This is a genomic window from Kribbella sp. NBC_00359, from assembly GCF_036097425.1.
In the GTDB taxonomy this organism is placed as follows: Bacteria; Actinomycetota; Actinomycetes; order Propionibacteriales; family Kribbellaceae; genus Kribbella.
In genome coordinates this window covers 8,003,584-8,027,313 of the sequence record NZ_CP107975.1, presented here as the reverse complement: position 1 = coordinate 8,027,313, position 23,730 = coordinate 8,003,584, and the positions used below count along the sequence as shown (strand labels likewise).

The 23,730-nt window shown below is 69.4% G+C and carries 23 protein-coding genes; 15 read left to right on the top strand and 8 right to left on the bottom strand.

The annotated features are described in order from the left end of the window. Positions 1-6: 6 nt before the first annotated feature. From OG876_RS38950 to OG876_RS38935, 4 genes are all read right to left on the bottom strand, one after another. A complete protein-coding gene (locus OG876_RS38950) occupies positions 7-1,200 on the bottom strand; it encodes a cation:proton antiporter (RefSeq protein WP_328521737.1) in 1,194 nt (397 codons plus the stop codon). Positions 1,201-1,351: 151 nt separating this feature from the next. Then, the gene (locus tag OG876_RS38945; RefSeq protein ID WP_328521736.1) at positions 1,352-2,734 is read right to left on the bottom strand and encodes an ABC transporter substrate-binding protein; all 1,383 of its coding nucleotides are present in this window, start codon (positions 2,732-2,734) and stop codon (positions 1,352-1,354) included. Positions 2,735-2,744: 10 nt separating this feature from the next. Further along, positions 2,745-3,701, bottom strand: a complete 957-nt coding sequence (locus OG876_RS38940) for a carbohydrate ABC transporter permease (RefSeq protein WP_328521735.1) — start codon at positions 3,699-3,701, stop codon at positions 2,745-2,747. Between the two features lie 9 nt (positions 3,702-3,710). After that, on the bottom strand, positions 3,711-4,631 hold the full coding sequence (locus tag OG876_RS38935; RefSeq protein WP_328521734.1) for a carbohydrate ABC transporter permease: 921 nt from the start codon (positions 4,629-4,631) through the stop codon (positions 3,711-3,713). A 123-nt stretch (positions 4,632-4,754) separates the two neighbouring features. Between OG876_RS38935 and OG876_RS38930 the strand changes: the two genes are divergently transcribed. Then, the gene (locus OG876_RS38930) at positions 4,755-5,933 is read left to right on the top strand and encodes an ROK family transcriptional regulator (protein WP_328521733.1); all 1,179 of its coding nucleotides are present in this window, start codon (positions 4,755-4,757) and stop codon (positions 5,931-5,933) included. 18 nt (positions 5,934-5,951) lie between these two features. On the opposite strand, the gene OG876_RS38925 is transcribed toward OG876_RS38930, so the two are convergent. The 3 genes from OG876_RS38925 to OG876_RS38915 form a co-directional block, all read right to left on the bottom strand. Next, on the bottom strand, positions 5,952-6,347 hold the full coding sequence (locus tag OG876_RS38925; RefSeq protein ID WP_328521732.1) for a YchJ family protein: 396 nt from the start codon (positions 6,345-6,347) through the stop codon (positions 5,952-5,954). A gap of 1 nt (position 6,348) precedes the next feature. Then, positions 6,349-6,759, bottom strand: a complete 411-nt coding sequence (locus OG876_RS38920) for a ferritin-like domain-containing protein (RefSeq protein ID WP_328521731.1) — start codon at positions 6,757-6,759, stop codon at positions 6,349-6,351. A 115-nt stretch (positions 6,760-6,874) separates the two neighbouring features. Then, entirely contained in the window at positions 6,875-7,423 is a 549-nt protein-coding gene (locus tag OG876_RS38915; protein WP_328521730.1) for a cell division protein FtsK, read from the bottom strand. 153 nt (positions 7,424-7,576) lie between these two features. Between OG876_RS38915 and rimP the strand changes: the two genes are divergently transcribed. The 12 genes from rimP (at position 7,577) to OG876_RS38855 (ending at position 21,081) form a co-directional block, all read left to right on the top strand. Further along, positions 7,577-8,092, top strand: coding sequence for a ribosome maturation factor RimP (rimP, locus tag OG876_RS38910; RefSeq protein WP_328521729.1), 516 nt, complete (start codon positions 7,577-7,579; stop codon positions 8,090-8,092). A gap of 1 nt (position 8,093) precedes the next feature. Continuing rightward, on the top strand, positions 8,094-9,086 hold the full coding sequence (gene nusA / locus OG876_RS38905; protein WP_328521728.1) for a transcription termination factor NusA: 993 nt from the start codon (positions 8,094-8,096) through the stop codon (positions 9,084-9,086). Positions 9,087-9,139: 53 nt separating this feature from the next. Next, positions 9,140-9,478, top strand: a complete 339-nt coding sequence (locus tag OG876_RS38900) for a YlxR family protein (protein WP_442914057.1) — start codon at positions 9,140-9,142, stop codon at positions 9,476-9,478. A gap of 113 nt (positions 9,479-9,591) precedes the next feature. Then, on the top strand, positions 9,592-12,741 hold the full coding sequence (gene infB, locus OG876_RS38895; protein ID WP_328521727.1) for a translation initiation factor IF-2: 3,150 nt from the start codon (positions 9,592-9,594) through the stop codon (positions 12,739-12,741). Positions 12,742-12,839: 98 nt separating this feature from the next. Continuing rightward, the gene (gene rbfA / locus OG876_RS38890; protein WP_328521726.1) at positions 12,840-13,274 is read left to right on the top strand and encodes a 30S ribosome-binding factor RbfA; all 435 of its coding nucleotides are present in this window, start codon (positions 12,840-12,842) and stop codon (positions 13,272-13,274) included. A gap of 26 nt (positions 13,275-13,300) precedes the next feature. Next, positions 13,301-14,209 (top strand): tRNA pseudouridine(55) synthase TruB, encoded by a 909-nt coding sequence (truB, locus tag OG876_RS38885; protein ID WP_328527010.1) that lies wholly within the window; start codon positions 13,301-13,303, stop codon positions 14,207-14,209. A 53-nt stretch (positions 14,210-14,262) separates the two neighbouring features. Then, positions 14,263-15,036, top strand: coding sequence for a class I SAM-dependent methyltransferase (locus OG876_RS38880; protein ID WP_328521725.1), 774 nt, complete (start codon positions 14,263-14,265; stop codon positions 15,034-15,036). A 33-nt stretch (positions 15,037-15,069) separates the two neighbouring features. Next, entirely contained in the window at positions 15,070-15,927 is an 858-nt protein-coding gene (locus OG876_RS38875; RefSeq protein WP_328521724.1) for an LLM class flavin-dependent oxidoreductase, read from the top strand. A 97-nt stretch (positions 15,928-16,024) separates the two neighbouring features. Continuing rightward, complete coding sequence (locus tag OG876_RS38870; RefSeq protein WP_328521723.1) at positions 16,025-18,016, top strand: APC family permease; 1,992 nt, start codon at positions 16,025-16,027, stop codon at positions 18,014-18,016. 55 nt (positions 18,017-18,071) lie between these two features. Further along, entirely contained in the window at positions 18,072-19,499 is a 1,428-nt protein-coding gene (locus tag OG876_RS38865) for a sensor histidine kinase (protein WP_328521722.1), read from the top strand. Next, complete coding sequence (locus tag OG876_RS38860) at positions 19,499-20,173, top strand: response regulator (RefSeq protein WP_328527009.1); 675 nt, start codon at positions 19,499-19,501, stop codon at positions 20,171-20,173. The genes OG876_RS38865 and OG876_RS38860 overlap by 1 nt, the downstream gene beginning before the upstream one ends. Before the next feature lie 29 nt (positions 20,174-20,202). Further along, a complete protein-coding gene (locus OG876_RS38855) occupies positions 20,203-21,081 on the top strand; it encodes an NAD-dependent protein deacetylase (protein ID WP_328521721.1) in 879 nt (292 codons plus the stop codon). 66 nt (positions 21,082-21,147) lie between these two features. Here OG876_RS38855 and OG876_RS38850 read toward each other — a convergent pair whose 3' ends face one another. Next, positions 21,148-22,152 carry an SGNH/GDSL hydrolase family protein gene (locus tag OG876_RS38850; protein WP_328521720.1) on the bottom strand — a complete coding sequence of 335 codons (1,005 nt, stop codon included), beginning with the start codon at positions 22,150-22,152 and terminating at the stop codon, positions 21,148-21,150. Positions 22,153-22,272: 120 nt separating this feature from the next. On the opposite strand from OG876_RS38850, the gene OG876_RS38845 reads away from it, so the two are divergent. Next, a complete protein-coding gene (locus OG876_RS38845; protein WP_328521719.1) occupies positions 22,273-23,235 on the top strand; it encodes a bifunctional riboflavin kinase/FAD synthetase in 963 nt (320 codons plus the stop codon). A gap of 117 nt (positions 23,236-23,352) precedes the next feature. Beyond that, on the top strand, positions 23,353-23,625 hold the full coding sequence (gene rpsO / locus OG876_RS38840) for a 30S ribosomal protein S15 (RefSeq protein WP_328521718.1): 273 nt from the start codon (positions 23,353-23,355) through the stop codon (positions 23,623-23,625). The last annotated feature ends 105 nt before the right edge of the window (positions 23,626-23,730 follow it).

The following is a 23,730-nucleotide window of genomic DNA, read 5'->3' as shown; positions in this document are numbered from 1 at the left end:
GACAGGCTACGGCACGGGTTCTCCGGTCTCGCCGTGGGTGCGGGCGAGCCGGCGGTCGATGGCGACGGCGATCGCCGGGTAGACCAGCACCGACAAGACGCCCGCGCCCACCAACGCGGCCGCGTTCTCGGGCAGCATCTCGCCGGTCTCGAGCCCGATCTCACTCAGCGCGACGAGCAGCGGCAACGCGGTCGACACCACGAAGACGAGCTCGAGCCGTCGCTGCCAGGGCAATGCGGTTCGGTACACTGCCAGCGTCGGCAGTCCGCGCACGATGAGCAGCAGGAGGAAGAACAGGACCAGCCGCCCAGGTGCGTGGATGATCGACTCCAGGTCGAGACCCATCCCTGAGGACACGAAGAAGATGGGAATGAAGAAGCCGTAGCCGACGGCATCGAGCTTGTGGTCCAGCCCTTCGACGTTCCCGGGTGCCCACCGATGCAGGACGACTCCCGCCACGAAGGCCCCCAGGACGGAATCGAGCCCGAAGTCGCTGGCAATCACGAGCAGGAGCAACAACATCGCGACCGTCCACCGCAGCGTGGTCTGCGACGTCGCGTCCTCTCCCTCCCTCAGAATCCGCGCGATCCGGCCGCCCCGCCCCAATCTGGGCGCCAGACTCAGCACGAGCCCGAGGAGGCCCACCGCGACCAGTGAGATCAGCCCGATGAACCGGCCGTGCGATCCGAGGAAGATCGCGATGGCCACGACCGGCAGGAACTCCCCGACCGCCCCGGCGGCCAGGACGTAGGAGCTGAACGACCCACGCAGCATGTTGTTGTCGCGCAGGATCGGTAACAGCGTTCCCAGCGCCGTCGTCGTCAGGCCGAGCGCGACCGGCACGAACGCCCGCACGAGCCCTGCCGCCGCGAGCGCCGCGACCACCCCGATGGCCAGCACCATGGTGACCCCCCACCCGACGAGAGCGAGCTTGCCGGCTCGCTGCCGGAAGATCGCCAGGTCGAGCTCATAGCCCGCCATCAGGAACAGGAACCCCAGACCGACGTTCGAGAGCAGGACGATGCTGCCCGGGTCGGCCAGATCGAGCACGTGCGGACCGACCACCACGCCGCCGAGAATCAGGATCACCACCTGCGGAATCCGCATCCAGCCGAGTAGCCCGACGATCACAGGCGTGATGGCCGCCACCAACGCGACGATGAACAGGCTGGTCAGTCCCAGACCGAGGTCAGTGTCCATGCCACCAGCCTCACTGCCCGTCCGTACCGGAAACCTCACCCGGACCGGACGATCCTCACCCGTCACGACCCCTCACGATCCGTGACGTGGCCGGACGTCGGACGGGTCGATCGGTCGGCCGGGTGGACCACGCGGTCCACCCGGCCTTGCGCTACTGGGCGACCTTGAACAGCTCGTCGAGTTGCGTATTGAGCTTCGTCAACGAGCTGACCGGTGAGCTGCCGATGTAGACGGCGTCGAAGCGTGGTGCCATCAGCGCCGCGATGTCGGCGGCGTTCGTCGTCACCGGGAACAGGAACGTCGTCTTGTCGGCGACCTGCCGGGTGAACGGGGTGACGTCGAGTTTGCGCTCGGACTTGTTGTAGGCGATCGCCAGTTGGGTGCCGGCCGGCCGGGCCGGGAAGACGACGCCGGACTGGCCGATGATGTTCTGGCACTCCGCGCCGGACAGGAACGCGACCCACTTCGCGGAGTTCTCAGGCTGCTTCGACAGCGTGGTGACCGAGTCGGCCAGGCCGTTGAACATCGACGCCCGCTTGCCGCTCGGCCCGATCGGGGTCGGCGCCAGCCCGATGTCCAGCTTCTTGCCGGCGGAGTCGGTGAGCTTGGTGAAGCTGGAGATCATCCACGACCCGCTGAGGCCCATGGCCGCCGTACCGGACTGGATCTGCTTGTCGGTGCCGATCGCGTTCGCGCCGCCGATCTCCTCGTAGCTGGGCATGTAGCCCTTCTGCACCATGCCGAAGTACCAGCTCAGCGTGTCCTGCAGGGCCGGCTGGTCCAGGTTGAACTTGGTGCCCCACGGGTTCTTGTCGGTCGCCTGCCAGCCGGCGCTGCCGGCGAACGCCGACCACTGCGTCTGGCCCCAGCCACCGCCGCCGGAGCCTTCGGAGGCCAGGCCGTGCGTCTTGACGTGCGACTTGTCGAAGCCCGGCTCGTCGCCCCGGACGCCCTTCTCGTCGATGCTGAGATGCGCGACGAGCTTCTCGAACGTGCCGCCGTCCTGGGGGTTCCAGGTGAGGTTCTCCAACTCGGCGGGATCCACGCCGGCGGCCTTGAGTGCGGCGCCGTCGTAGAAGATCGCGATCGTGTCCCAGTCCTTCGGTGCGCCGTACCGCTTGCCGTCCTGGCCCTTCCACAGTTCCGCCAGGCCCTGCTGGTAGTCGCCGTCCTTGATCCCACTGGTCGGCCCGAGGTCGTCGAGGGGGCGGAGGACCTTCAGATCGACGTACTGGGCGAACTTCGACAGGTGGTCGGTGAAGACGTCGGGTGCGGTGTCGGCGATGAAGCCGGCGGTGAGCTTGGACCAGTAGGCGTCCCAGCCGTACTGCGAGATGTGGATCTTCAGGCCGGGATTGGCCTTGGCGAACGCGTCGGCGCACTTCTGGTAGCCCGGCTGCTGGGCCGAGTCCCACAGCCAGTACTCGATGGTGCCGTTCGCGCTGCTACCGGTTGTACTGGCGCAGCCGGTCAGGGCCGCGGCGGTGAGCAGAGCGACCGCGGCGGTGCGGATCCGGTGCCGGAAGGTGATCATGCCGGGCTCCTCACTTGATCCCGCTGAAGCCGATGGAGTTGACGATGCGCTTCGCGAAGAGCATGAAGAGCACGAGCATCGGCAGGGCGGCGACGAGCGTGGCGGCCATCAGGCCGGACCAGTCGGGGCCGGTCTGCGGCGTCTGGGACTTGAAGACGCCGAGTGCGACGGTGAGGACGCGCGACCTGTCGGTGTAGCTGACCATCAGCGCCCAGAAGTACTCGTTCCACGCCGCCATGTAGGTCAGGATCGCCAGCGTCGTGATCGGGGCCGCCGACATCGGCAGGATGAGCCGGAAGAACACCCTGACCTTGGTAGCGCCGTCCATCAGCGCGGCCTCCTCCACCTCGCGGGAGATCCCGAGGAAGAACTGGCGCAGGAAGAACACCGCGAACGGCGTCATGAACATGGTCGGCAGGGCGATCCCGATCAGGGTGTCCACCAGACCGAGTTGCTTGAGCAGCACGAAGTTCGGCAGCAGCGTGAAGATCGCCGGGATCATCAGGCCGCCCAGGAAGAACGCGAAGAACCTCTCACGGTGCTTCCATTGCAGCCGCGCGAACGCGTACGCCGCCATCGCGGAGAAGAACACCTGCCCGGCAGTGATGAGCGTGGCGACGACGACGGAGTTGAACAGGTAGCGCCAGAAGTTGATCGCCTGCCCGGCGCCACCGGCATCGATGGCCTCCTGCCCGGTCTGCAGGCCGAAGACCCGCTCGAAGCCGCCGGTCGAGGTCTGCACCGGCAGCAGGCTGCCGGAACCCGCATAGAGGGCGTTGTTGCTGGACAGCGCCGTACGCAGCATCCAGTAGAACGGGAACAGGCTGACGAGGATCACCAGGATCATGAACGTCCAGGCGAGTGCGCGACCGGGGCTGAACCGGTGTGGCTCGCTCGGGGTTGCCGCGGGTTCCCTGACAACTGTGGGCGGCGCGGCGGCGACCTTCGGGGTGGTGTCGGTGGTCATGGTCGCTCCTCAGGCCAGGTCGGAGGACTCGGCGCGGGTGAGCCGGTACTGGACGAATGTCACGATCACGAGGACGGCGAGCAGCGCCACCGACATTGCCGACGCGTAGCCGAACTGGAAGCGGCCGAACGCGACGTCGTAGATGTAGAACTGCAGCACCCGGGAGGAATTGACCGGTCCACCCTGCGTCGCGATCGCTACCGTGTCGAAGACCTGGAACGAGCCGACCACCGTGATGATCAGAACCAGCGAGAGGATCGGGCGCAGCAGCGGCACCGTGATGCTGCGGAACATCCGGACTTCGCTCGCGCCGTCGATGCGGCCCGCCTCGTAGACGGTCTCGGGGATCATCTGCAGACCGGCGAAGATCAGCAGCGCGGTGTAGCCGACATGTCGCCAGACATTGATGAAGGCGATCGTCGGGATGACCCAGGTGCTGTCGGACAGGAACGGGATCCGGTCGAGGCCCATCGCGGCGATGATGTTGTTCGCGATGCCGAGCTGGTAGTCGAGGATCCAGAGGAAGACCATCGCGGCCACCACGTTCGAGACGAGGAACGGCGTGAGCACGATGCCGCGCAGCCAGGTGCGCTGCGTCAGCCGCTGCATCATCACGGCGATCACCAGGGCGATCACCGTCTGGAAGCCGATGTTCAGGATCACGTAGTAGAGCGTCACCTTCAACGCGTTCCAGAACACCGGGTCGTGGATCATCCGGACGTAGTTGTCCAGACCGTTGAACTTCGGCGGCGTCAGCAGGTTGAACTTCGTGAAGCTGAGGTAGATCCCGCGCAGGGTCGGCCAGACCAGGAAGACGCCGAAGCCGATCAGTGCGGGAAGGATGAACAGCAGCGCCAGACGGGTGTCGTCGCGCGGACCGTTCCTGGCGCGGCCGGTCTTCGCCGGCCGGATCGAAGTCGTGGTGACCATCAGCTCTCCTTCGCCCGGGGTTACTGCGAGCCGGGGTCCGGGGCTATTTACAGTCAGATTGAAAATAAGCCAGGATGGCCGATGTGACAAGGGTCACGTGGTGTCGATTTGTAAACTGGACGGATGGTGACTGGCACGTCGGAACGACCGGCCGGTGAGCGGGGTCTGACCGCGGGAGAGCTCGCCGTCACCCGCCAGTTGCTGGTGCACGGGCCGGCGACCCGTGGCGACCTCGGCGATCGGCTGAATCTCTCCTACGCTTCGATGTCCCGACTGGCCCGCGCCCTCATCGTCGGCGGCATGGCCACCGAGGACCTCGAGCCGGCGGCCGCGATCGGCCGGCCCCGCCAGATCCTGACCGCGGTGCCCAGTGCCCGGCACGTCGTCGGCGTCAAGCTCACCGGCGACACCGCCTATGGGGTCGTCTGCGACCTGTTCGGCGAGGTCAAGGCGACCACCCGGGCGGCCCTGCCCCGGCGCGAGGAGGGCGGTGTGGTGCCGATCGCCGCCACGGTGAAGCTCGTTGCCCAGCTGGCGAGCAGGCTCGCTCCCAAGGTGCCGACCGTGGACGGCATCGGGGTGTCCGTCGGCGGGGTGATCGTGGACGGTTCGGTCGTCCGGGAGGGGACGTTCCTGGGTTGGCGCGATGTGGACCTCGGTGGGCCGCTGCGGGACCGGACCGAGCTGCCGGTCATTGTCACCAACGACGTCACCGCGCTGGCTCGCGAGCAACTGTGGTTCGGTGCCGGCCGCACGCACTCGACCTTCGGCATCGTCACCGTCGGCGCGGGTCTCGGTGTGGGCGTCGTCCGGAACGGCGTCGCCGTCGAGGAACTGATCGACAACGGTCATCTGCTGGCGCACTCGCCCGTCGACAGCAGTGGACCCAGCTGCAGCCTCGGCCACCGGGGGTGTGTGGCGGCCTATCTCAACCGGGAGGATCTCGAGCGCCAGGCGTCGGCGGCCGCCGGGCACCCGGTGACCATCGGCGATCTGGTCCGGGCCCGCGCCGGCGGCGACCAGGCCGCCACCCGTCGGCTCGACGACGCCGCCCGGGCGCTCGGGCATGTCGTGGCCTCCTTCGCGGGGGCGCTCCAGACGACCTGCATCGTGCTGGGCGGCGAGGACCTCGCCGCCTTTACCGACTCGCCCGCTCTGCAGGAGGCGATCGATGATCGGCTCCGCCCGGGGCCATTGGAGACCCAGCGCTGCACGCTCGACGTCCTCACCACCCCGCTCACCTTCACCGACTGGGCTCGCGGCGCCGCGGTAGCAGGCATCCAGCACGTCCTCGGCGCCTAGACACCTCCGACACCGGCCTCATCGGCCCGTGGCGCCGCCGGGGAGAGCCTCGACGTACACCCAGGTGCCGTTCTCGCGGGTGAAGTGGCTGTTTTCGTGCTGGTGGGCTGGGCGGCCGTCGAGTGTGTAGTGTGCGCGGAACTCGACAGTTCCTTCGGTGTGGAACGGGCTTCCGTCGGTGGTGTTCAGGATCTCGAGGCCGGTCCAGACGAGGTCCGGATCCAGCTGGAGATCGGGCGGGCGCGTCGAGGAATGCCAGCTGCGCAGCAGGTACGGCACATCGCCGACGACGAAGGCCGAGTAGCGCGAGCGCATCAGTTGCTCGGCGGTGTTGGCCGACGTACGGCCTTGGTGCAGACGGCCACAGCAGTCGTCATAGGTGGCGTCGAGCCCACACGGACAGGACCTGGCCATCTCACACTGCGCCGGGGAAGGCCACCGGAGCGCCGCCCCAGGCGACCTGGGCGCTCGCGGCGGCGAGCAGGCTCTCGATGGCGAAGGCCCGGACGGCCGGCTGCTCGGCCGCCTCGACCAGGTCGCCGTACACGGCTGCCACTCGTCGCTCGATCAGCAGGACGAGGGCGGCGGCGGTGGCCGCGTTCGTGACCGCCTGAGGCAGGTCGTACGCCGGTTCCGCCGCGACCGGGGTCTCACCGGCGGCGACGACCAGGGCGCTCAGGTGGTCGCGGTGGTCGCGGTGCTGCTCATAGGAGTCCGTCGCGGCCTTGAAGCGGGCGCCACTCAGCTTCCCGCCGGCCACGCCCACGCCGTACATGGCGGCGTGTTCGCCGGCGAGCGCGGCCTGCAGAGCTTCGAGCTGAGTCATGGGGCCTCCCGGCCTGGACTGAGGAGCGTAGGGAGCGCAGCGACCGGAGTGACGAGGGAAGGCCGGGAGTCAAAGCCCCATGACCCCCGCGCCGGAGGCGCGGCATTCAACACGGTCACGAGGCGTTCGCCTTTTTCTTCGGGGTCAGGGTTGTCGCCAGCTGGGTCTCGGCGGCGGCGATCATCGCCAGCAGGCGGGCCGGGGCGCCGGACACCTTCGCTGCCGCGGCGGCGTGGGCGATCGCCGCGACCTTCTCCTGCCTGGCCAAGGCGGTGAGCGCGGCCGCCGACGTCCCCGCGACGGCAGGTGCCTTGCCAGCGGTGGCTGTGACCCCTGCGGTTTCCTTGAGCTTGGCCAGGTGACTGGCGTGGTACTTCGCGCCGGCCGCGAGCTGGGATCGCAGCGCCGGGAACTTCCGGCTCGTCCCCGCGAACGCGAGGGATAATTGAGTCACCTGGGTCGCCGCCGCGCTGAGAGCCGCGACGACCGCGGGGTCGACGGTCGGCGTCTCCTGGGCGCGCCCATCGGACGACGAGGGGTTGACGGCGCCCGGCGTACTCCCGGCCGGATCGTCCTTGCAGCCGGCCAGCGTGACGGCTCCGGGCACCAGGGCCGCACTCACCAGGAGGCTGCGGCGGGACACGCGGCGGGGTTCGATCGGCACGGCGGAACGATACCTGGTGACGCGCCGGTGACCGGTCTGGGACGAGCCGGTGACCCGAGCACTGCGACCGGCCGGATATGGTGGGCTACTGCCCTCGGCCGGACCGCCGGGGGTGGAACGGGTGCACAACTGGAGAGAGAGGCAGGTCAACCTGTGAGCCGAAGGACTGACCACACGGACACCACGAGCCTCGAGAACTTCCTGCGGCCGATCGCCGAGCAGTTCGGCTGCGACCTGGAGGCCGCGGAGATCACTCCGGCCGGCCGCCGCCGGTTGCTGCGCGTGCTCGTCGACCGCGACGGCGGCATCAGCCTGGACGACGTCGCCGACGTGACCCGGGCGATCTCCAAGGCACTCGACGCCGACGACATGATGGGCGACGGCGCCTACACGCTGGAGGTCTCCAGCCCCGGCGTCGACCGGCCGCTCACTCTGCCCCGGCACTGGCGGCGCAACATCAGCCGGCTGGTCGCGGTCACGCTGACCGCGGGCGGCAAGCTGACCGGCCGGATCAAGTCCGCCTCCGAGCAGGCGGCCGAGCTGGACGTGGACGGCACCATGCAGACCGTCGCGTACGCCGACGTGGCCAAGGCCAAGGTCCAGATCGAGTTCAACCGGGCTGCCGGCAACGACGAACCTGCCGCTGACGGCACGGTGGAGGAGAACTGACATGGACATCGACATGGCCGTACTGCGGTCCCTGGAGCGGGAGAAGGACATCTCCCTGGACGTCGTCGTCGAGGCGATCGAGCAAGCCCTGCTGGTGGCCTACCACCGCACCGAGGGCGCCCAGCAGCACGCTCGCGCCGAGCTGGACCGCAAGACCGGGCACGTCACCGTGTTCGCCCGCGAGCTCGCCGAGGACGGCACCGTGGCCCGCGAGTACGACGACACCCCGGCCGACTTCGGCCGGATCGCGGCCACCACCGCCAAGCAGATCATCCTGCAGCGGTTGCGCGACGCCGAGGACGAGGTCCGGTACGGCGAGTTCTCCGGCAAGGAGGGCGACATCGTCTCCGGCGTCGTCCAGCAGGGCCGCGACCCGCGCTCGGTGATGGTCGACCTCGGCAAGATCGAGGCGGTGCTGCCGGCGCCGGAGCAGGTGCCGGGGGAGAAGTACGAGCACGGCTCCCGGCTGCGGGTGTACGTCGTGGGCGTCCGGAAGGGCTTCAAGGGCCCGCAGATCACGGTCAGCCGCACCCACCCGAACCTGGTCAAGAAGCTGTTCGCCCTCGAGGTCCCCGAGATCGCGGACGGTACGGTCGAGATCACCGCGATCGCGCGTGAGGCCGGTCACCGGACCAAGATCGCCGTCCGGACGCTGAACCCGTCGGTGAACGGGAAGGGCGCCTGCATCGGGCCGATGGGCCAGCGGGTGCGCAACATCATGCACGAGCTGCACGGTGAGAAGATCGACATCATCGACCACAGCGACGATCCGGCCACTTTCGTCGGGAATGCGCTGTCCCCGGCGCAGGTTACATCTGTTGAGGTCGTGGACGCCGCGGCACGCGCGGCGCGGGTCGTCGTGCCCGACTACCAGCTCTCGCTCGCGATCGGCAAGGAAGGGCAGAACGCCCGCCTGGCCGCCCGGCTGACCGGGTGGCGGATCGACATCCGGCCGGATACGGATGTGACTCGTGAGGACGAGAAGGTAGACTGATCTCTCGGTCGGTCGACTGAGTCGCAACCACACCCTGAGGATCACGTACCAAAGTGACTGCAGACGCGCGCCCTGGCAAGCCCCGGGAGCGCACCTGTATCGGGTGCCGGAAGCGGTCCAGTCCGGCTGACCTGCTGCGGATGACGGTGTCCGGAGGACGTGTCCTCCCGGATCCCGATCGTCGGGCGCCTGGCCGCGGGGCGCATCTGCACCCGGTGGCCGCGTGCCTCGACCTCGCCGAGCGGCGTAAGGCGTTCCCACGGGCCTTCAAGGTCCCCGGTCCGCTTGACCTGGCGCTCGTACGGGAACATGTTGCGCAGCGCAGTACCGAAAGCAGTACCGAAACAAGTGCGGCCACCCGGCCGCCCGCGACGACCGTCGCGACGACATGAAGGCGGGTCATCGACTCATGACCACTCGATGAGTGTCGAACGATGAGTGCAATGCGATGAGCATGTACGTCAACTAACGGTCCGCGCCCCAGGCTCGGACCAGAGGGAGAGCAGTGGCAAAGGTCCGGGTCTACGAGCTCGCGAAAGAGCTCGGAGTTACCAGCAAGGTCGTTCTGACCAGGCTGAACGACATGGGAGAGTTCGTCCGATCGGCGTCCTCGACGATCGAGGCACCCGTCGTTCGACGGTTGGCGGAAGATTTCGAGAAGAACCCGCCGAAGAAGCGCGCGGCCAAGAAGGCCGCCGCAAGCACGTCTGCGGCGCCGCAGGCGACCGCACCGGTCGCGCCTGCCGCGCCGGCGAAGCAGGCCGCACCGAAGTCCCCGGCCGAGCGCCCCGCGCCGGCCGCTGAGGCGACTCCGGCGCCGGTCGCAGAAACCCCCAAGGCGGAGGTGGCCGAGAAGGTGGAGTCCGCTCCGGCTCCGGTGAAGTCGGTTCCGACCCCAGGCGTGAAGCCTGGGCCGCGTCCGGGCCCGAAGCCCGCGCCGCGGCAGGAGACCGCGCCCGCCGAGGTCGCTCCGGCGGCCAAGGCCGAGACCCCGGCGGCACCGTCGTTCGAGGCACCGGCCGCCAAGGCCGCGCCGGCCGCGTCGGCGCCCAGCCCGGCGGCCGCTCAGCCGGCCGCTCCGGCCCAGCAGCGTCCGGCCGCCGAGCAGTCGACCCGGCCGGGTCCGCGTCCGGGTGGACCGGGATCCGGTCCGCGTCCGGGTGCGCCGCGTCCGGGCGGCCAGGGCAACGCGCCCCGTCCCGGCGCCCCGCGCCCCGGTGCGCCGCGTCCGGGTGGCCAGGGCGGTGGGCCCCGTCCGGGTGCGCCGCGTCCGGGCAACAACCCGTTCAGCTCGACCCAGGGCATGCAGCGCGGTGGCGCACGCCCCGGCCAGGGTGGTCAGGGTGAGCGTTCCGGTCAGGGTGCGAGCCCGGCCGGGATGGCGCCGCGTCCGCCGCAGTCCCGTGGTGACGACCGTGGTCGCAGCAACGACCGGCCGCGTCCGAGTGTGCCCGGTGCGCCGCGGCCCAACCCGGCGATGATGCCGAAGTCCTCGGCCGGCACGTTCACCGGTCGTCCGTCCGGTCCGGGCGGTGGTGGCGGTGGCGGTGGCGGCGGCGCTGGTGGCCGTGGCCGTCCCGGTGGCGGTTCCGGTGGACCGGGTGCCGGTCCGCGCGGTGGCGGCGGTGGCGGCGGCGGTGGCTTCCGTCCCGGCGGAGGCGGCGGCCCGAGCGGCCCGCCCGGTGGCGGCGGTGGCCGTCCGGGTGCGGGCAACCGTGGTCGTGGCGGGACGCAGGGTGCCTTCGGGCGTCCGGGCGGTCCGGCGCGCCGTGGCCGCAAGTCGAAGCGGGCGAAGCGCCAGGAGTTCGACAACATGCAGGCGCCGGCAGTCGGCGGCGTTCGCGTCCGGCACGGTGACGGCGAGGTCGTGCGCCTCGCCCGTGGCGCGTCGCTGACGGACTTCGCCGAGAAGGTCGGCGTCGACCCGGCGTCGCTGGTGCAGGTGCTGTTCCACCTCGGTGAGATGGTGACCGCGACCCAGTCGGTCAACGAGGAAGTCCTGGAACTGCTCGGCACCGAGCTGAACTACGACGTCCAGGTCGTGTCCCCGGAGGACGAGGACCGCGAGCTGCTGCAGTCGTTCGACATCGACTTCGGTTCGGACGAGGGCGGCGAGGCAGACCTGGTCAAGCGGCCGCCGGTGGTGACCGTGATGGGTCACGTCGATCACGGTAAGACCAAGCTGCTGGACGCGATCCGGATGGCGAACGTCGTTGCCAAGGAAGCCGGTGGCATCACCCAGCACATCGGCGCGTACCAGGTGACCACCGAGGTGGACGGCGAGCAGCGGGCCATCACCTTCGTCGACACCCCGGGTCACGAGGCGTTCACCGCCATGCGTGCCCGTGGTGCGCAGGCCACCGACATCGTCATCCTGGTGGTCGCGGCCGACGACGGCGTGATGCCGCAGACGATCGAGGCACTGAACCACGCCCGGGCGGCGAACGTCCCGATCGTGGTCGCGGTGAACAAGATCGACGTACCGAGTGCGGACCCGGCCAAGGTGCGCGGTCAGCTGACCGAGTACGGCCTGGTGCCCGAGGAGTACGGCGGCGACACGATGTTCGTCGACGTCTCGGCGAAGTCCCGGATCAACATCGACGGGCTGCTCGAAGGCGTCGTACTGACCGCGGACGCGGCACTCGACCTGCGGGCCAACCCGAACATGCCGGCCCAGGGCATCGCGATCGAGGCGAACCTCGACAAGGGCCGTGGTCCGGTGGCGACCGTGCTGGTGCAGCGCGGCACTCTGCGGGTCGGCGACTCGATGGTGGCGGGACCGGCGTACGGCCGGGTCCGGGCCATGCTCGACGAGCACGGCGACCCGGTCGAGGAGGCGACGCCGTCGCGTCCGGTGCTGGTGCTCGGTCTGACCGCCGTACCAGGTGCGGGTGACAAGTTCCTGGTCGTCGACGACGACCGGAGGGCACGGCAGATCGCCGAGAAGCGCGAAGCTCGCGCCCGGGCGGCCGCCAACGCCAAGCGTCGTGCGCGCCGGACCCTCGAGGACTTCATGGCCTCGATGGAGAAGGGCGAGACGCAGGAACTGCTGCTCATCCTCAAGGGCGACGTGTCCGGTTCGGTCGAGGCACTGGAAGACGCCCTGGTCCGGATCGAGGTCGGCGACGAGGTCAACCTCCGCGTCATCGACCGCGGTGTCGGTGCGATCAACGAGAACGACGTCAACCTGGCCATCGCGTCGAACGCCGTCATCATCGGCTTCAACGTGCGGCCGGCGGGCAAGGCCGGTGACCTGGCCGAGCGCGAGGGCGTCGATGTCCGGTACTACTCGGTCATCTACGCGGCGATCGACGACATCGAGGCGGCCCTGAAGGGCATGCTCAAGCCGATCTACGAGGAGGTCACCCTCGGCCAGGCGGAGATCCGCGAGATCTTCCGCTCCTCGAAGGTGGGCAACATCGCCGGTTGCTGGGTTACCAGTGGGCTGATCCGCCGCAACGCCAAGGTCCGGTTGATCCGGGACGGCGCGGTGGTCGTCGACAACACCGAGTTGTCGTCGCTGAAGAGGTTCAAGGACGACGCGTCCGAGGTCCGCGAGGGCTTCGAGTGTGGTCTGACCGTCAACAACTTCAACGACATCAAGATCGGTGACATCGTCGAGTCGTTCGAGCTCCGCGAGAAGCCGCGCAACTGACACAGCAAGGGTGATCCGCCCGGATCGCCTGGGAGTAACGTCCGGAGAGACGGTCTATGTCTCTCCGGACGTTCTCATGAATGAGGGAGTGAGCCCTGATGGGTGAAGCAAGGGCGAAGCAGCTGGCCGACCGGATCCAGGTGCTCGTCGCCGAACTGCTCGAGCGCCGGGTCAAGGACCCCCGGCTGGGTTTCGTCACCGTGACGGACGCCCGGCTGACCGGTGACCTGCGCGAGGCCAGCGTCTTCTACACCGTGTACGGCGACGAGCAGGCGCGGGCGTCGACCGCGGCCGCCCTGGAGTCGGCGCGTGGCCTGATCCGCAGCGAGGTCGGCAAGGCGCTGGGCCTGCGGCACTCGCCGAGTGTCACGTTCTTCCTGGACGCCGTTCCGGAGACCGCCGGCCAGATCGAGGACCTGCTGGCGAAGGCCCGCGAGGCCGACGCCGAGGTGGCCAAGGCCGCCGCGGGTGCCAAGCCGGCCGGCGACGCGGATCCGTACAAGCACAAGGACGACGACGAGGACCAGGACTGAGTGCTGCGTTGACCGGCATCGACACCATGTCCCCGAACGGCACCCCGTCCAGTGACTTCACCTCGTCGTCCGACGGGATCGTCGTCGTGGACAAGCCGGCGGGGCTGACCTCGCACACCGTCGTCGCCCGGGTCCGCCGGCTCGCCGGCACCCGCAAGGTCGGGCACGCCGGCACGCTCGACCCGATGGCGACGGGTGTGCTGGTCATCGGCCTCAACCGGGCGACCCGGCTGCTCGGGCATCTTCAGCTGGCCGACAAGTCGTACGACGCGACGATCCGGCTCGGCGCGACCACGACCACCGACGACGCCGAGGGCGCCTTGCTGACCACGGCCCCGGTCGACGGGGTCACGGCCGAGGCGATCGAGTCCGCGGTGGCCGGTTTCCGCGGTGAGATCTCGCAGGTGCCGTCGAAGGTCTCGGCGATCAAGGTCGACGGGCGGCGCGCGTACGAACGCGTCCGGGCCGGCGAGGAGGTCGCGCTGAAGGCTCGCGCGGTGACGGTCTCGCGGTACGACATTCTCGACGTACGCCCGGGGCCGGACGGGATCGATGTCGACGTCTCGGTCGACTGTTCCAGCGGCACCTACATTCGTGCCCTGGCTCGCGATCTCGGCGCCGAGCTCGGCGTCGGCGGTCACCTGACCGCGTTGCGTCGTACCCGGGTCGGCTCGTTCGGCCTGGCGGCGGCGCACACGCTGGAGTCGCTGGCGCAGGACTTCGCCTGGCTGCCGATCGCGGATGTTGCCGCCGGCACCTTCCCGCGGTACGACGCCGACGCCGGCCAGGCCGCCGCCATCCGCACCGGACGGCCACTGTCCGGCCTCAAACTCCAGCCCGGCCAGACCGCGATGTTCGACCCGACCGGCACCTTCCTCGCCCTCTACGAACCGCACGGACCGGTCGCCAAACCCACCGCAGTCTTCGTCAGCTGAAGTTTCGTTCCATCACATCGGCTACGCATGCTCCCCATGGGTACCTGAGCCGCATGGGCGTGCGAGGCGGGGATGGCGGCGAGGAACAAGACGCCGAGTTCGGCACCGTCGCGTCGTGGACAGCCGACGCTGTCGCGGCGCTAGGTGACGAGTACGCGATCGTGGCCGGCTGCCGGGGCAGTGGCGATCCCGCACTGCTGGATTGGCTTGCTCGGTCCTGCGCGCTGAGCCCCTCGGTGGGCATGGTCGATGTGGGTGCGGGCGTCGGTGGTGCATCCGCGTGGGCTGCCGAGAAGTACGGCGTACGGCCGGTGCTGGTCGAGCCGATGGAGGATGCGTGCCGGGCGGAGCGCCGGATCTTCGGTCGTACGGCGATCTGTGCGAGCGGTGACCGCCTCCCGTTCGGCGATCGGGTCTTCGACGTTGCCTGGTGCGTTGGCGTCCTCTGCACGGTGCATGACAAGTTCGCCCTGCTTCGAGAGATCCGGAGAGTCCTGCGGCCGGGCGGATCACTCGGCATGCTGGTGCTGGTGGCCGAGCCAGGTCTGCACAGTGAGCTGCCGCGAGGAAACGAGTTCCCGGACCTGGACGAGCTGCGCGATCTGCTGGCGCAAACCGGTTTCGACGTACGTGAGCTGATCGAGGCGGCAGGCGGGACCGAGCCCGCGGAGTGGCCGCGTCAGGCGCAGCGTGTCGACGAGCTGCTGGCGAAGTTGCACGGTGACGACCCACGCTGGCAAGAGGCCGAAGAGCAGTCGGGCAAGCTCGCACACCTGCTGGAGACCCGACAGCTCACGCGGCGGCTGGTCCACGCGGTCAAGGCGTGATTCCTGTCGGTGGGAGCGCTTAGCGTGCTGGGCATGAGATACGGGTTCGTGATGGCGTCCGGGGATGCGCGGGCGGCTGCTGAGCTGGCTGCTTTGGCTGAGGAGCACGGGTGGGACGGGTTCTTCGTGTGGGAGGCGGTCTGGGGGATCGACGCGTGGGTGATGCTCGGTGCGGCGGCGATGACAACCGAGCGGATCCGGCTGGGCACGATGCTGACGCCGTTGCCGCGGCGGAAACCGTGGGATGTGGCGGGGCAGACCTCGACAGTGGACAACCTGAGCAACGGCCGGGTGACGCTGGCGGTCGGGCTCGGGGTGTCGGGGGAGGAGCGGTTCTGGTTGTTCGAGGACGATCCGGGGCGCAAGGTCCGGGCCGAGCTGATGGACGAGTCGCTGGAGATGCTGCAGTACCTGTGGCGTGACCAACCGTTCGAGTTCTCCGGTCAGCACTACCGGTCCAAGAAGGTCGCCGACCTGATGCCGCCCGCACCGCCGCCACCGGTGCAGCAGCCGCGGATCCAGACCTGGGTCGTCGGCGCTTGGCCGCGGCCCAAGTCGATGCGCCGGGCCGCGCTGCAGGACGGCTGGCTGCCGAACTACATCGTCCCGCCCGGTCAGCAGCCCGGCGAGTTGACCCCGGAGCACCTCGCCGAGGGTGTTGCCTGGATCCGCCGGGAACGCGCTGCCCACGGCCTGACCATGGAGGGGTACGACGTCGTCGCCGAAGGGTCGACCGCCGCGAACGACCCGAGGGCCGCCGACGTGGTCCGCCCGTGGGCCGACGCGGGCGCGACCTGGTGGATCGACGCCGACTGGTCATCCATGGACCCCGCCATCGCCCGCGCGGCCGCCGAACGCCGCCTGCGGGCCGGCCCCCCGCGCCTCGATTGACATGGCGCGTTAAGGCCGCATCAAGATCGGTGGCCCGGCCGTCAAGGGGGTGTCAAGACCGGGGCGACGGCGCGCGGCGGGGCGGTTGGCTGGTGTTGTGAAGTTGTTAGAGCTACCGAAGAGATTCCTGGTGGGGCGGCCGCTGCGGAGTGAGCGGTTGGGTGAGACCTTGCTGCCGAAGAAGCTGGCTCTGCCGGTCTTCTGCAGCGACCCGCTCTCCTCGAACGCCTATGCGACCGAGGAGATCCTGCTCATGCTCAGCCTGGGCGGGTTGACGCTGCTGCACCTCACGCCGTGGATCGCCGCCGTCGTCCTCGCGCTGCTCGCCGTGGTCGTCGCGTCGTACCGGCAGACCTGTTACGCCTACCCCAGCGGTGGCGGCGCGTATGCGGTGAGCCGCGCGAATCTCGGTCAGAACGCCTCACTGGTCGCGGCCAGCGCGTTGCTCGTCGACTATGTGCTGACCGTCGCCGTGTCGGTGGCGGCCGGGGTCCAGAACATCGTCTCCGCGCTTCCGGCGCTCGGGCCGCACGCGGTGGCGGTGTCGATCGGAATGATCGCGATTCTCGCGCTGGCGAACCTGCGCGGCGTCAAGGAGTCCGGCACGGCGTTCGCGATCCCGACGTACGGGTTCATCGCGGTCGTGCTGGCGATGATCGCGGTCGGGTTCGTCCGGATCCTCGCCGGCGACCCACCGCGGGCCGAATCCGCGCCGTACGGCATCGAGGCCGGGAACCACCTGACCGGGCTGGCCCTCGTGCTGCTCGCGATGCGTGCGTTCGCATCCGGATGTACGGCGCTCACCGGAGTCGAGGCGGTCAGCAACGGGGTGCCGAACTTCAAGCCGCCGAAGAGCAGGAACGCGGCGGCGACGCTGACAGTCATGGGCGCGGTGACGATCGCGATGTTCGTCGGCATCACCGCGCTGGCGATGGTGTCCGATGTCCACGTCGCCACCGATCCGGGCCGGCTCACCGGTACGCCGGACGGGTACGAGCAGCGCACGGTGATCGCGCAGGTCGCCGGTTCGGTGTTCGGCGGGTATCAGTCGATCGGGTTCTTCGCGGTTCAGGCGTTCACCGCGGCGATCCTGGTGCTGGCCGCGAACACCGCCTTCAACGGGTTCCCGATCCTGGCCTCGTTGCTCGGGCACGACGGGTTCCTGCCGCGGCAGTTCTCGCGGCGCGGCGACCGGCTGGTGTTCAGCAACGGCATCGTCATCCTGTCCGCGCTGGCAGGTGTGCTGATCTGGGTCTTCGATGCCAGCACGACCCGGCTGATCCAGCTGTACATCATCGGTGTGTTCGTATCGTTCACACTGAGCCAGACCGGCATGGTCGTGCACTGGACCCGCCTGCTGCGGGAGTCGTCAGGGGCCGGGGTCTCGATGCATCGATCCCGGGCGATCAACGGGTTCGGTGCGGTCTTCACCGCGGTGGTCCTGGTCGTCGTCCTGATCACCAAGTTCACTCACGGAGCCTGGATCGTGGTACTGGCCATGCCTGCCCTGTTCCTGCTGATGAAGGGCATCCGGAAGCACTACGACCGGGTGGACGCCGAACTGCGGCCGAGGCCGGGCGGTGTCATCCTGCCGCCGCGGGTGTTCGCGATCGTGCTGGTCTCCAAGCTGCACACGCCGACGTTGCGCGCGCTCGCCTATGCCCGCGCGACGCGCCCGACGTCGCTGACCGCGGTCACGGTGAGCACGGACCCGGACGCGGCGGACCTGCTGTTGAAGGAATGGGGCGAGCGGGACATCCCGGTGCCGTTGAAGGTCCTCCACTCGCCGTACCGGGACGTGACCGGTCCGGTGCTGAGCTACGTCCGGGACGTACGACGGAACAGTCCACGAGACCTGGTTGCGGTGTTCATTCCGGAGTACGTAGTAGGACACTGGTGGGAGGCGTTCCTGCACAACCAGAGCGCACTGCGCCTGAAAGCACGCCTGCTCTTCCAGCCTGGCGTCATGGTCATCAACGTGCCCTGGCAGCTCGGTTCCGCGGAGGTCCTCGAGGCGCGCCGGATGCCGCCCGCGGACATGATCGCGGTCGCAGGGACCACGACACCCAGGGTCGAGGAGCCCGTCTGACCGAGCGGCTGACGCGGTCCGCCACGGGACAGCGGCACCGTGTCAGAGTGGTGCCGTGGACAACACGAGGCCGCCCGGACGAAGGACTGCCGGCGTCGCGCCCGCCCGGAGGTCCGGGCACGGTCGGTGGCGGCGGCTCTGGACCGGCTTGGTTCTCGTTCTCGCCGGTCTGCCGGCCCTGACGGTCGCGCTCGTCCCGGTGCGCGACAGCCTCGCGCTCGAGAGCATCCTCCTGCTGTATCTCCTCGTCGTCGTTCTGATCGCGGTGACCGGCGGCCTGGTGCCCGGGGTCGCGGCGGCTCTGGCTGCCGTGCTGCTCGCCAACTTCTTCTTCACCACGCCGTACCACACCCTCGCGGTCGAACAGCGGGACAGCATCATCGCCCTGTTCGTGTTCGTCCTGGTCGCGGTGACGGTCAGCGTGACGGTCGATGTGGCGATGCGGCACCGGATCGCGGCCGCCCGCAGCCGGAGCGAGGCTGACGTCCTGTCCCGCCTCGCGGCCGAACCCGTGACCGGCGACTCGCTCACCGCGGTCCTCGAAGAGGTCCGGGAGACCTTCGGAATGGTGTCGGTCGCACTGCTCGAGCGCCGCGGCGAGATCGAACACGTGGTCGCGGTGGCCGGCGCGCCCCTGCGCGGCAGTCCCGTGATCTCGGCCCCCGCGCGGGACGGACTGCGGTTGGTTGCCGAGGGCCCCGAGCTGTTCGCCGAGGACCGGAAGCTGCTGACCCGGCTGGCAGGTGCGGCTGCGCGGGCCTGGGAGGACCAGCAGTTGGCCGGCGAGGCGGCCCAGGCTCGGCAACTCGCGGAGGTGGATCGGTTGCGGGCCGCCTTGCTGGCCGCAGTCGGACACGACCTGAGGACACCGCTGGCCGGCATCAAGGCCGCCGTCTCCAGTCTCCGGCAGCGCGACGTGACCTGGAGTCCGGACGAGCAGAGCGAACTGCTGGAGACCATCGAGGAGTCGGCCGACCGGCTCGACGACCTGATCGCGAACCTGCTGGCGATGAGCCGGCTGCAGGCGGGCGCCTTGTCGGTCGACGTGCGGCCCGTCGTGCTGGAGGAGGTCGTCGCCAAGGCGCTGGTCGGCGTACCGGCGGACATCGTCACCGTCGACGTCCCCTACGACCTGCCCCTCGTGCGCGCCGACGCGGGGCTGCTCGAACGGGTGATCGCCAACCTGGTCGACAATGCGCGGCGGTTCGCCCCGGCCGGGGTTCCGGTCCGGGTCGAGTCGTCGTACGACGAGAACGCCGTACGGGTGCACGTGGTCGACACCGGGCCCGGTGTACCGAAGGAGGACCGGGAGCGTATCTTCACGCCGTTCCAGCGGCTCGGCGACAATCGGTCCGACGGCGGTGCCGGCCTGGGGCTCGCGATCGCCCGTGGCTTCGCCGAGGCGATGGCGGGAACCGTGCTGCCGTCCGAGACCCCTGGCGGAGGATTGACGATGACTGTGACCCTGTCGGTGGTGCCTTGATCAGCGTCCTGATCGTCGACGACGACCGGCAACTGCTGCGGGCGCTGGCGATCAACCTGCGCGCCCGCCAGTACGACGTCGAGACCGCGGCCGACGGGACGACGGCGCTCGCCGCGGCGGCCCGGCGCCCACCCGATCTGGTCATCCTCGACCTCGGCCTGCCGGACCTCAACGGGGTCGAGGTGGTCGGCGGTCTGCGCGGCTGGTGCTCAGCCCCGATCATCGTGCTGTCCGCTCGCGACACCCAGGCGGACAAGGTCGCCGCCCTCGACGCCGGCGCCGACGACTACGTCACGAAACCCTTCGGCATGGATGAGTTGCTCGCCCGGATCCGGGCCGCGCTCCGGCGCACGACAGCGGACGCCGGGAGCCAGGTGGTCGTCCGGACGGAGGCATTCACCATCGACCTCGCCGCCAAACGCGTGATCACGGCCGAGGGCGACGTACGCCTGACCCCAACCGAGTGGAGCCTGCTGGAGATCCTGGTCCGCAACCCCGGCAAGCTCATCAGCCAGAAACAGCTGCTGCGGGATGTCTGGGGACCCGGCTACGAGTCCGAGACCAACTATCTCCGCGTCTACATGGCCCAGCTCCGCCGCAAGCTCGAGCTCGACGCCTCCCGCCCCGTCCATCTCATCACCGAACCCGGCATGGGCTACCGCTTCCAGCCCTAGCGACCGGTCCGGCTCGGTACGCTGGGAGCGTGCGTTCCCGTCCGACACTCAGCTGGGCTCCCGGTCCCGAGGTTCTGGCATTGCAGCCTGGTACGACGGATGTCGGAGCTCTTGCGGATGTCGTGGACCATGGGGGAGTCGTCGTACTGAGCGGGGCTGGCATCTCGACCGAGTCGGGGATTCCCGACTATCGCGGGGAGACGGGCAGTCTGCGGACGCACACGCCGATGACGTACGGCGACTTCGTGGCGAGCGAGTCCGGTCGGCAACGGTACTGGGCACGGAGCCATCTCGGCTGGCGCACGATCGCCCGAGCGGAGCCGAACGACGGGCACCGGGCGGTCGCGGCACTGCAAGCCCGCGACTACCTCAGTGGCGTCATCACGCAGAACGTGGACGGCTTGCACCAGGCCGCCGGTGCGCGGGACGTGATCGAGTTGCACGGGAACCTCGACCGGGTGATCTGCCTGCAGTGCGGGACGACCTCGGCCCGGGAGGCGCTCGACCGTCGCCTCCGGCTCGCGAATCCGGCGTTCGAGGCCGAGGTGACCCGGATCAATCCGGACGGTGATGCCGAGCTGCCCGCCGCGGCGGTCGGCGGCTTCCGGCTGGTCGACTGCACGAGGTGCGGCGGCGTACTCAAGCCCGACGTGGTGTTCTTCGGCGAGAACGTGCCGAGGTCCCGGGTCGAGCGCTGCTACCGGCTGATCGACGACGCGAACGCCGTCCTCGTCCTCGGCTCGTCCCTCACCGTCATGTCCGGCTTCCGTTTCGTCCGCCACGCGGCCAAGTCCGGCACGCCGGTCCTCATCATCAACCAAGGCCTGACCCGCGGCGACCCGTACGCCGCTCAGCGCGTCAACCTCCCCTTGGGTCAAGCGCTCACCGAGCTCACGCAGCGGCTGTGAACACCACCGGGCCGGGCCACGCGTGAGGTGGCTCGGCCCGGGGTCCGCCGTACGGATTGGAAAGGGTCAGCGTTGCGCGCTGGTCCGTCGGCGGTTCAGGGAGGCCTCGAGGGCCTGAGGGGAGGCGACGGCCTGGCGCGCCAGCAGTCGAGCGTGCGCGGCCCACTCCGACTGTTCCTCAGCGGTCACGATCGCTGGTGCGCCGGCCAACGTCTGGTACGTGAGGGATGTGACGCCGGCCTGGCCTTCGTAGCGCGGGTGGTAGTTCAGCGCGCGGAGCAGGTTTATGTCCTTGCCCTGGATCCACGCCTGGCCGTCCGGCGCGCAGGCGTCGTGTCCGGTCGAGGGGCCGAAGGTGTCGACGTACGTCGCTCCTGTCGCGGCGGCGGCCGTGGACACTGCCGAGTTGAGCGCCTGCTCGATCGAGTACAGGTAGCCGTAGTCCCCGTCGGCGAACGGCAGGATCGCCGGGCAGGTCCCGTGCTCCGGCGCGATCTTCGGGTAGCCGACCAACAGGATCGTTGCCTTCGGCGACCTTTGTTTGATGCCCTGGACAACGGCCGTGATCCGGACCTGCGTCTGGGCGACGCGAGCCTTCAGCGTGTCCACGCCGTCGACCGTGAAGTGTGTCTTGCACGGTGCGCCGATCGGGTCGGAGGCGCGCAGCCCGGGACACGTGCCGACGATGTCGCCGAACACCCCGAAGTCGTTGCCGCCGATCCCGAGCGTGACCAGGTCCGTGTCCGGGGTCAGCGCGTCGAACTGCGGCGCGGCCGTCCCGAGCGGGGTGCTCTGCGGCTGCGTCATGTTCGTGGTGTCGGCGCCACCGCAGCTCACGTCGGTGAAGTGGCGAACCCGCAGTGCGGCCGCCAGCATCTTCGGGTAGTTGCTGTACGAGCGCACGCACCCGAGCGACAACAGATCCGGCAAGGGGACGAGCGGCGCGGAGGTGTACGAATCGCCGAGCGCCACGTAGTTCCGGAACGCGGGCGTGGCGTCGGCCTGAGCGATCGGCAGCGTGCCGAGGAGAACCAGGGACGCGCAGGCGGCGACCAGGCGGCGTAGCTTCACGGGACCCTCCCCAGAGTTCGGCGGTGCGGGGCTCACCCTAAGTTGAGTCACCACCCGATCACAAGGGGTGATCGTGGACCTGCTGCGCGGAACCCCGCGGCGACATGGAATCCTGCTGTCATGCGTGTCTGGCACGGATTGGACCAGGTGAGCCCGGACTTCGGGCCGACGGTCGTCACGATCGGCAACTTCGACGGCGTACACCGGGGGCATCAGGAGGTCCTCGCGCACGCCAGGGCGCGGGCGGCCGAGCTGGGTGGCCTGCCGGTGGTCGCGCTGACCTTCGACCCGCACCCGATGGTGGTGCTGCGGCCCGACCGGGCGCCGGCGATGCTCAGCCGCCCCGAGGAGCGGGCCGGCCTGCTGACCGGGTACGGCGCCGACGCGGTGCTGATCCTCCCGTTCACCAAGGAGGTGTCGGGCTGGTCGCCGGAGGAGTTCATCGACCGGGTCCTCGTCGGCGCGCTGCACGCCAAGGCGGTCGTGGTCGGCGAGAACTTCCGCTTCGGCCACAAGGCCGCCGGTCACGTCGACACGCTCGTCGCGGCCGGCGCCAAGGACGGTTTCCAGGTCGAGGGTCTGAGCCTGTCGGGCGACGGGCAGCCGTGGTCGTCGACGTACATCCGGGAGCGGATCGCCGAGGGCGACGTCGAGGCCGCCGCGGAGGCGCTCGGGCGGCCGTTGCGGGTCACCGGAGTGGTCGTCGAAGGCGACAAGCGCGGCCGGGAGCTCGGCTACCCGACCGCGAACATTCCCGCCGACGCCACGGCCGCGATCCCGCTGGACGGTGTGTACGCGGGCTGGCTGACCGTGCTCGAGCCGGCTCCCGGCGCTCCGTCGTACGACGAACCGCTGCCCGCCGCGATCAGTGTCGGCAGCAACCCCACCTTCGACGGCATCGACCGGCGGGTGGAGTCGTACGTCCTCGATCGCGACGACCTGGAGCTGTACGGCGCCCGGATCGCGGTGGATTTCGTGGCCCGGTTGCGGGGCAGCCAGATCCGGTTCGAGACCATTGACGAGCTGCTGGTCCAGATGAAAGCCGATGTCGACGGAGCGCGCCGGATCCTTACCCAGAATTAGGGTGACGCGTCCACGGACTGATACTCTGGGCGCTGCCGTCTGAACGGCCGCGGATCGAGAGTGCCCGGGTGACCCAAGCCCCGGTGCGCCGCGCAACGGACATCGAGAGGATCGCACGTGTCGTCAGCCAATCCTGAGGCGAAGAAGAAGATCATCGGCGAGTACGCCCTGACCGAGGGCGACACCGGTTCCCCCGAGGTCCAGGTCGCGCTTCTCACGCACCGCATCGCGGAGCTCACCGAGCACCTGAAGGAGCACAAGCACGACCACCACAGCCGTCGTGGCCTGCTGCTGCTCGTCGGTCAGCGCCGCCGGCTGCTGAACTACCTGGCGAAGAAGGACATCAACCGCTACCGGTCCCTGATCGAGCGGCTCGGCCTTCGCCGATGACGTCGCGAGGAGCGGCCCCCGAGCTCGGGTGGCCGCTCCTGGCGTATCCGCGCCAAGGCTGAATCACGGGGCGCGGGTCATAACTGAATACAGAAGCACGCAAGA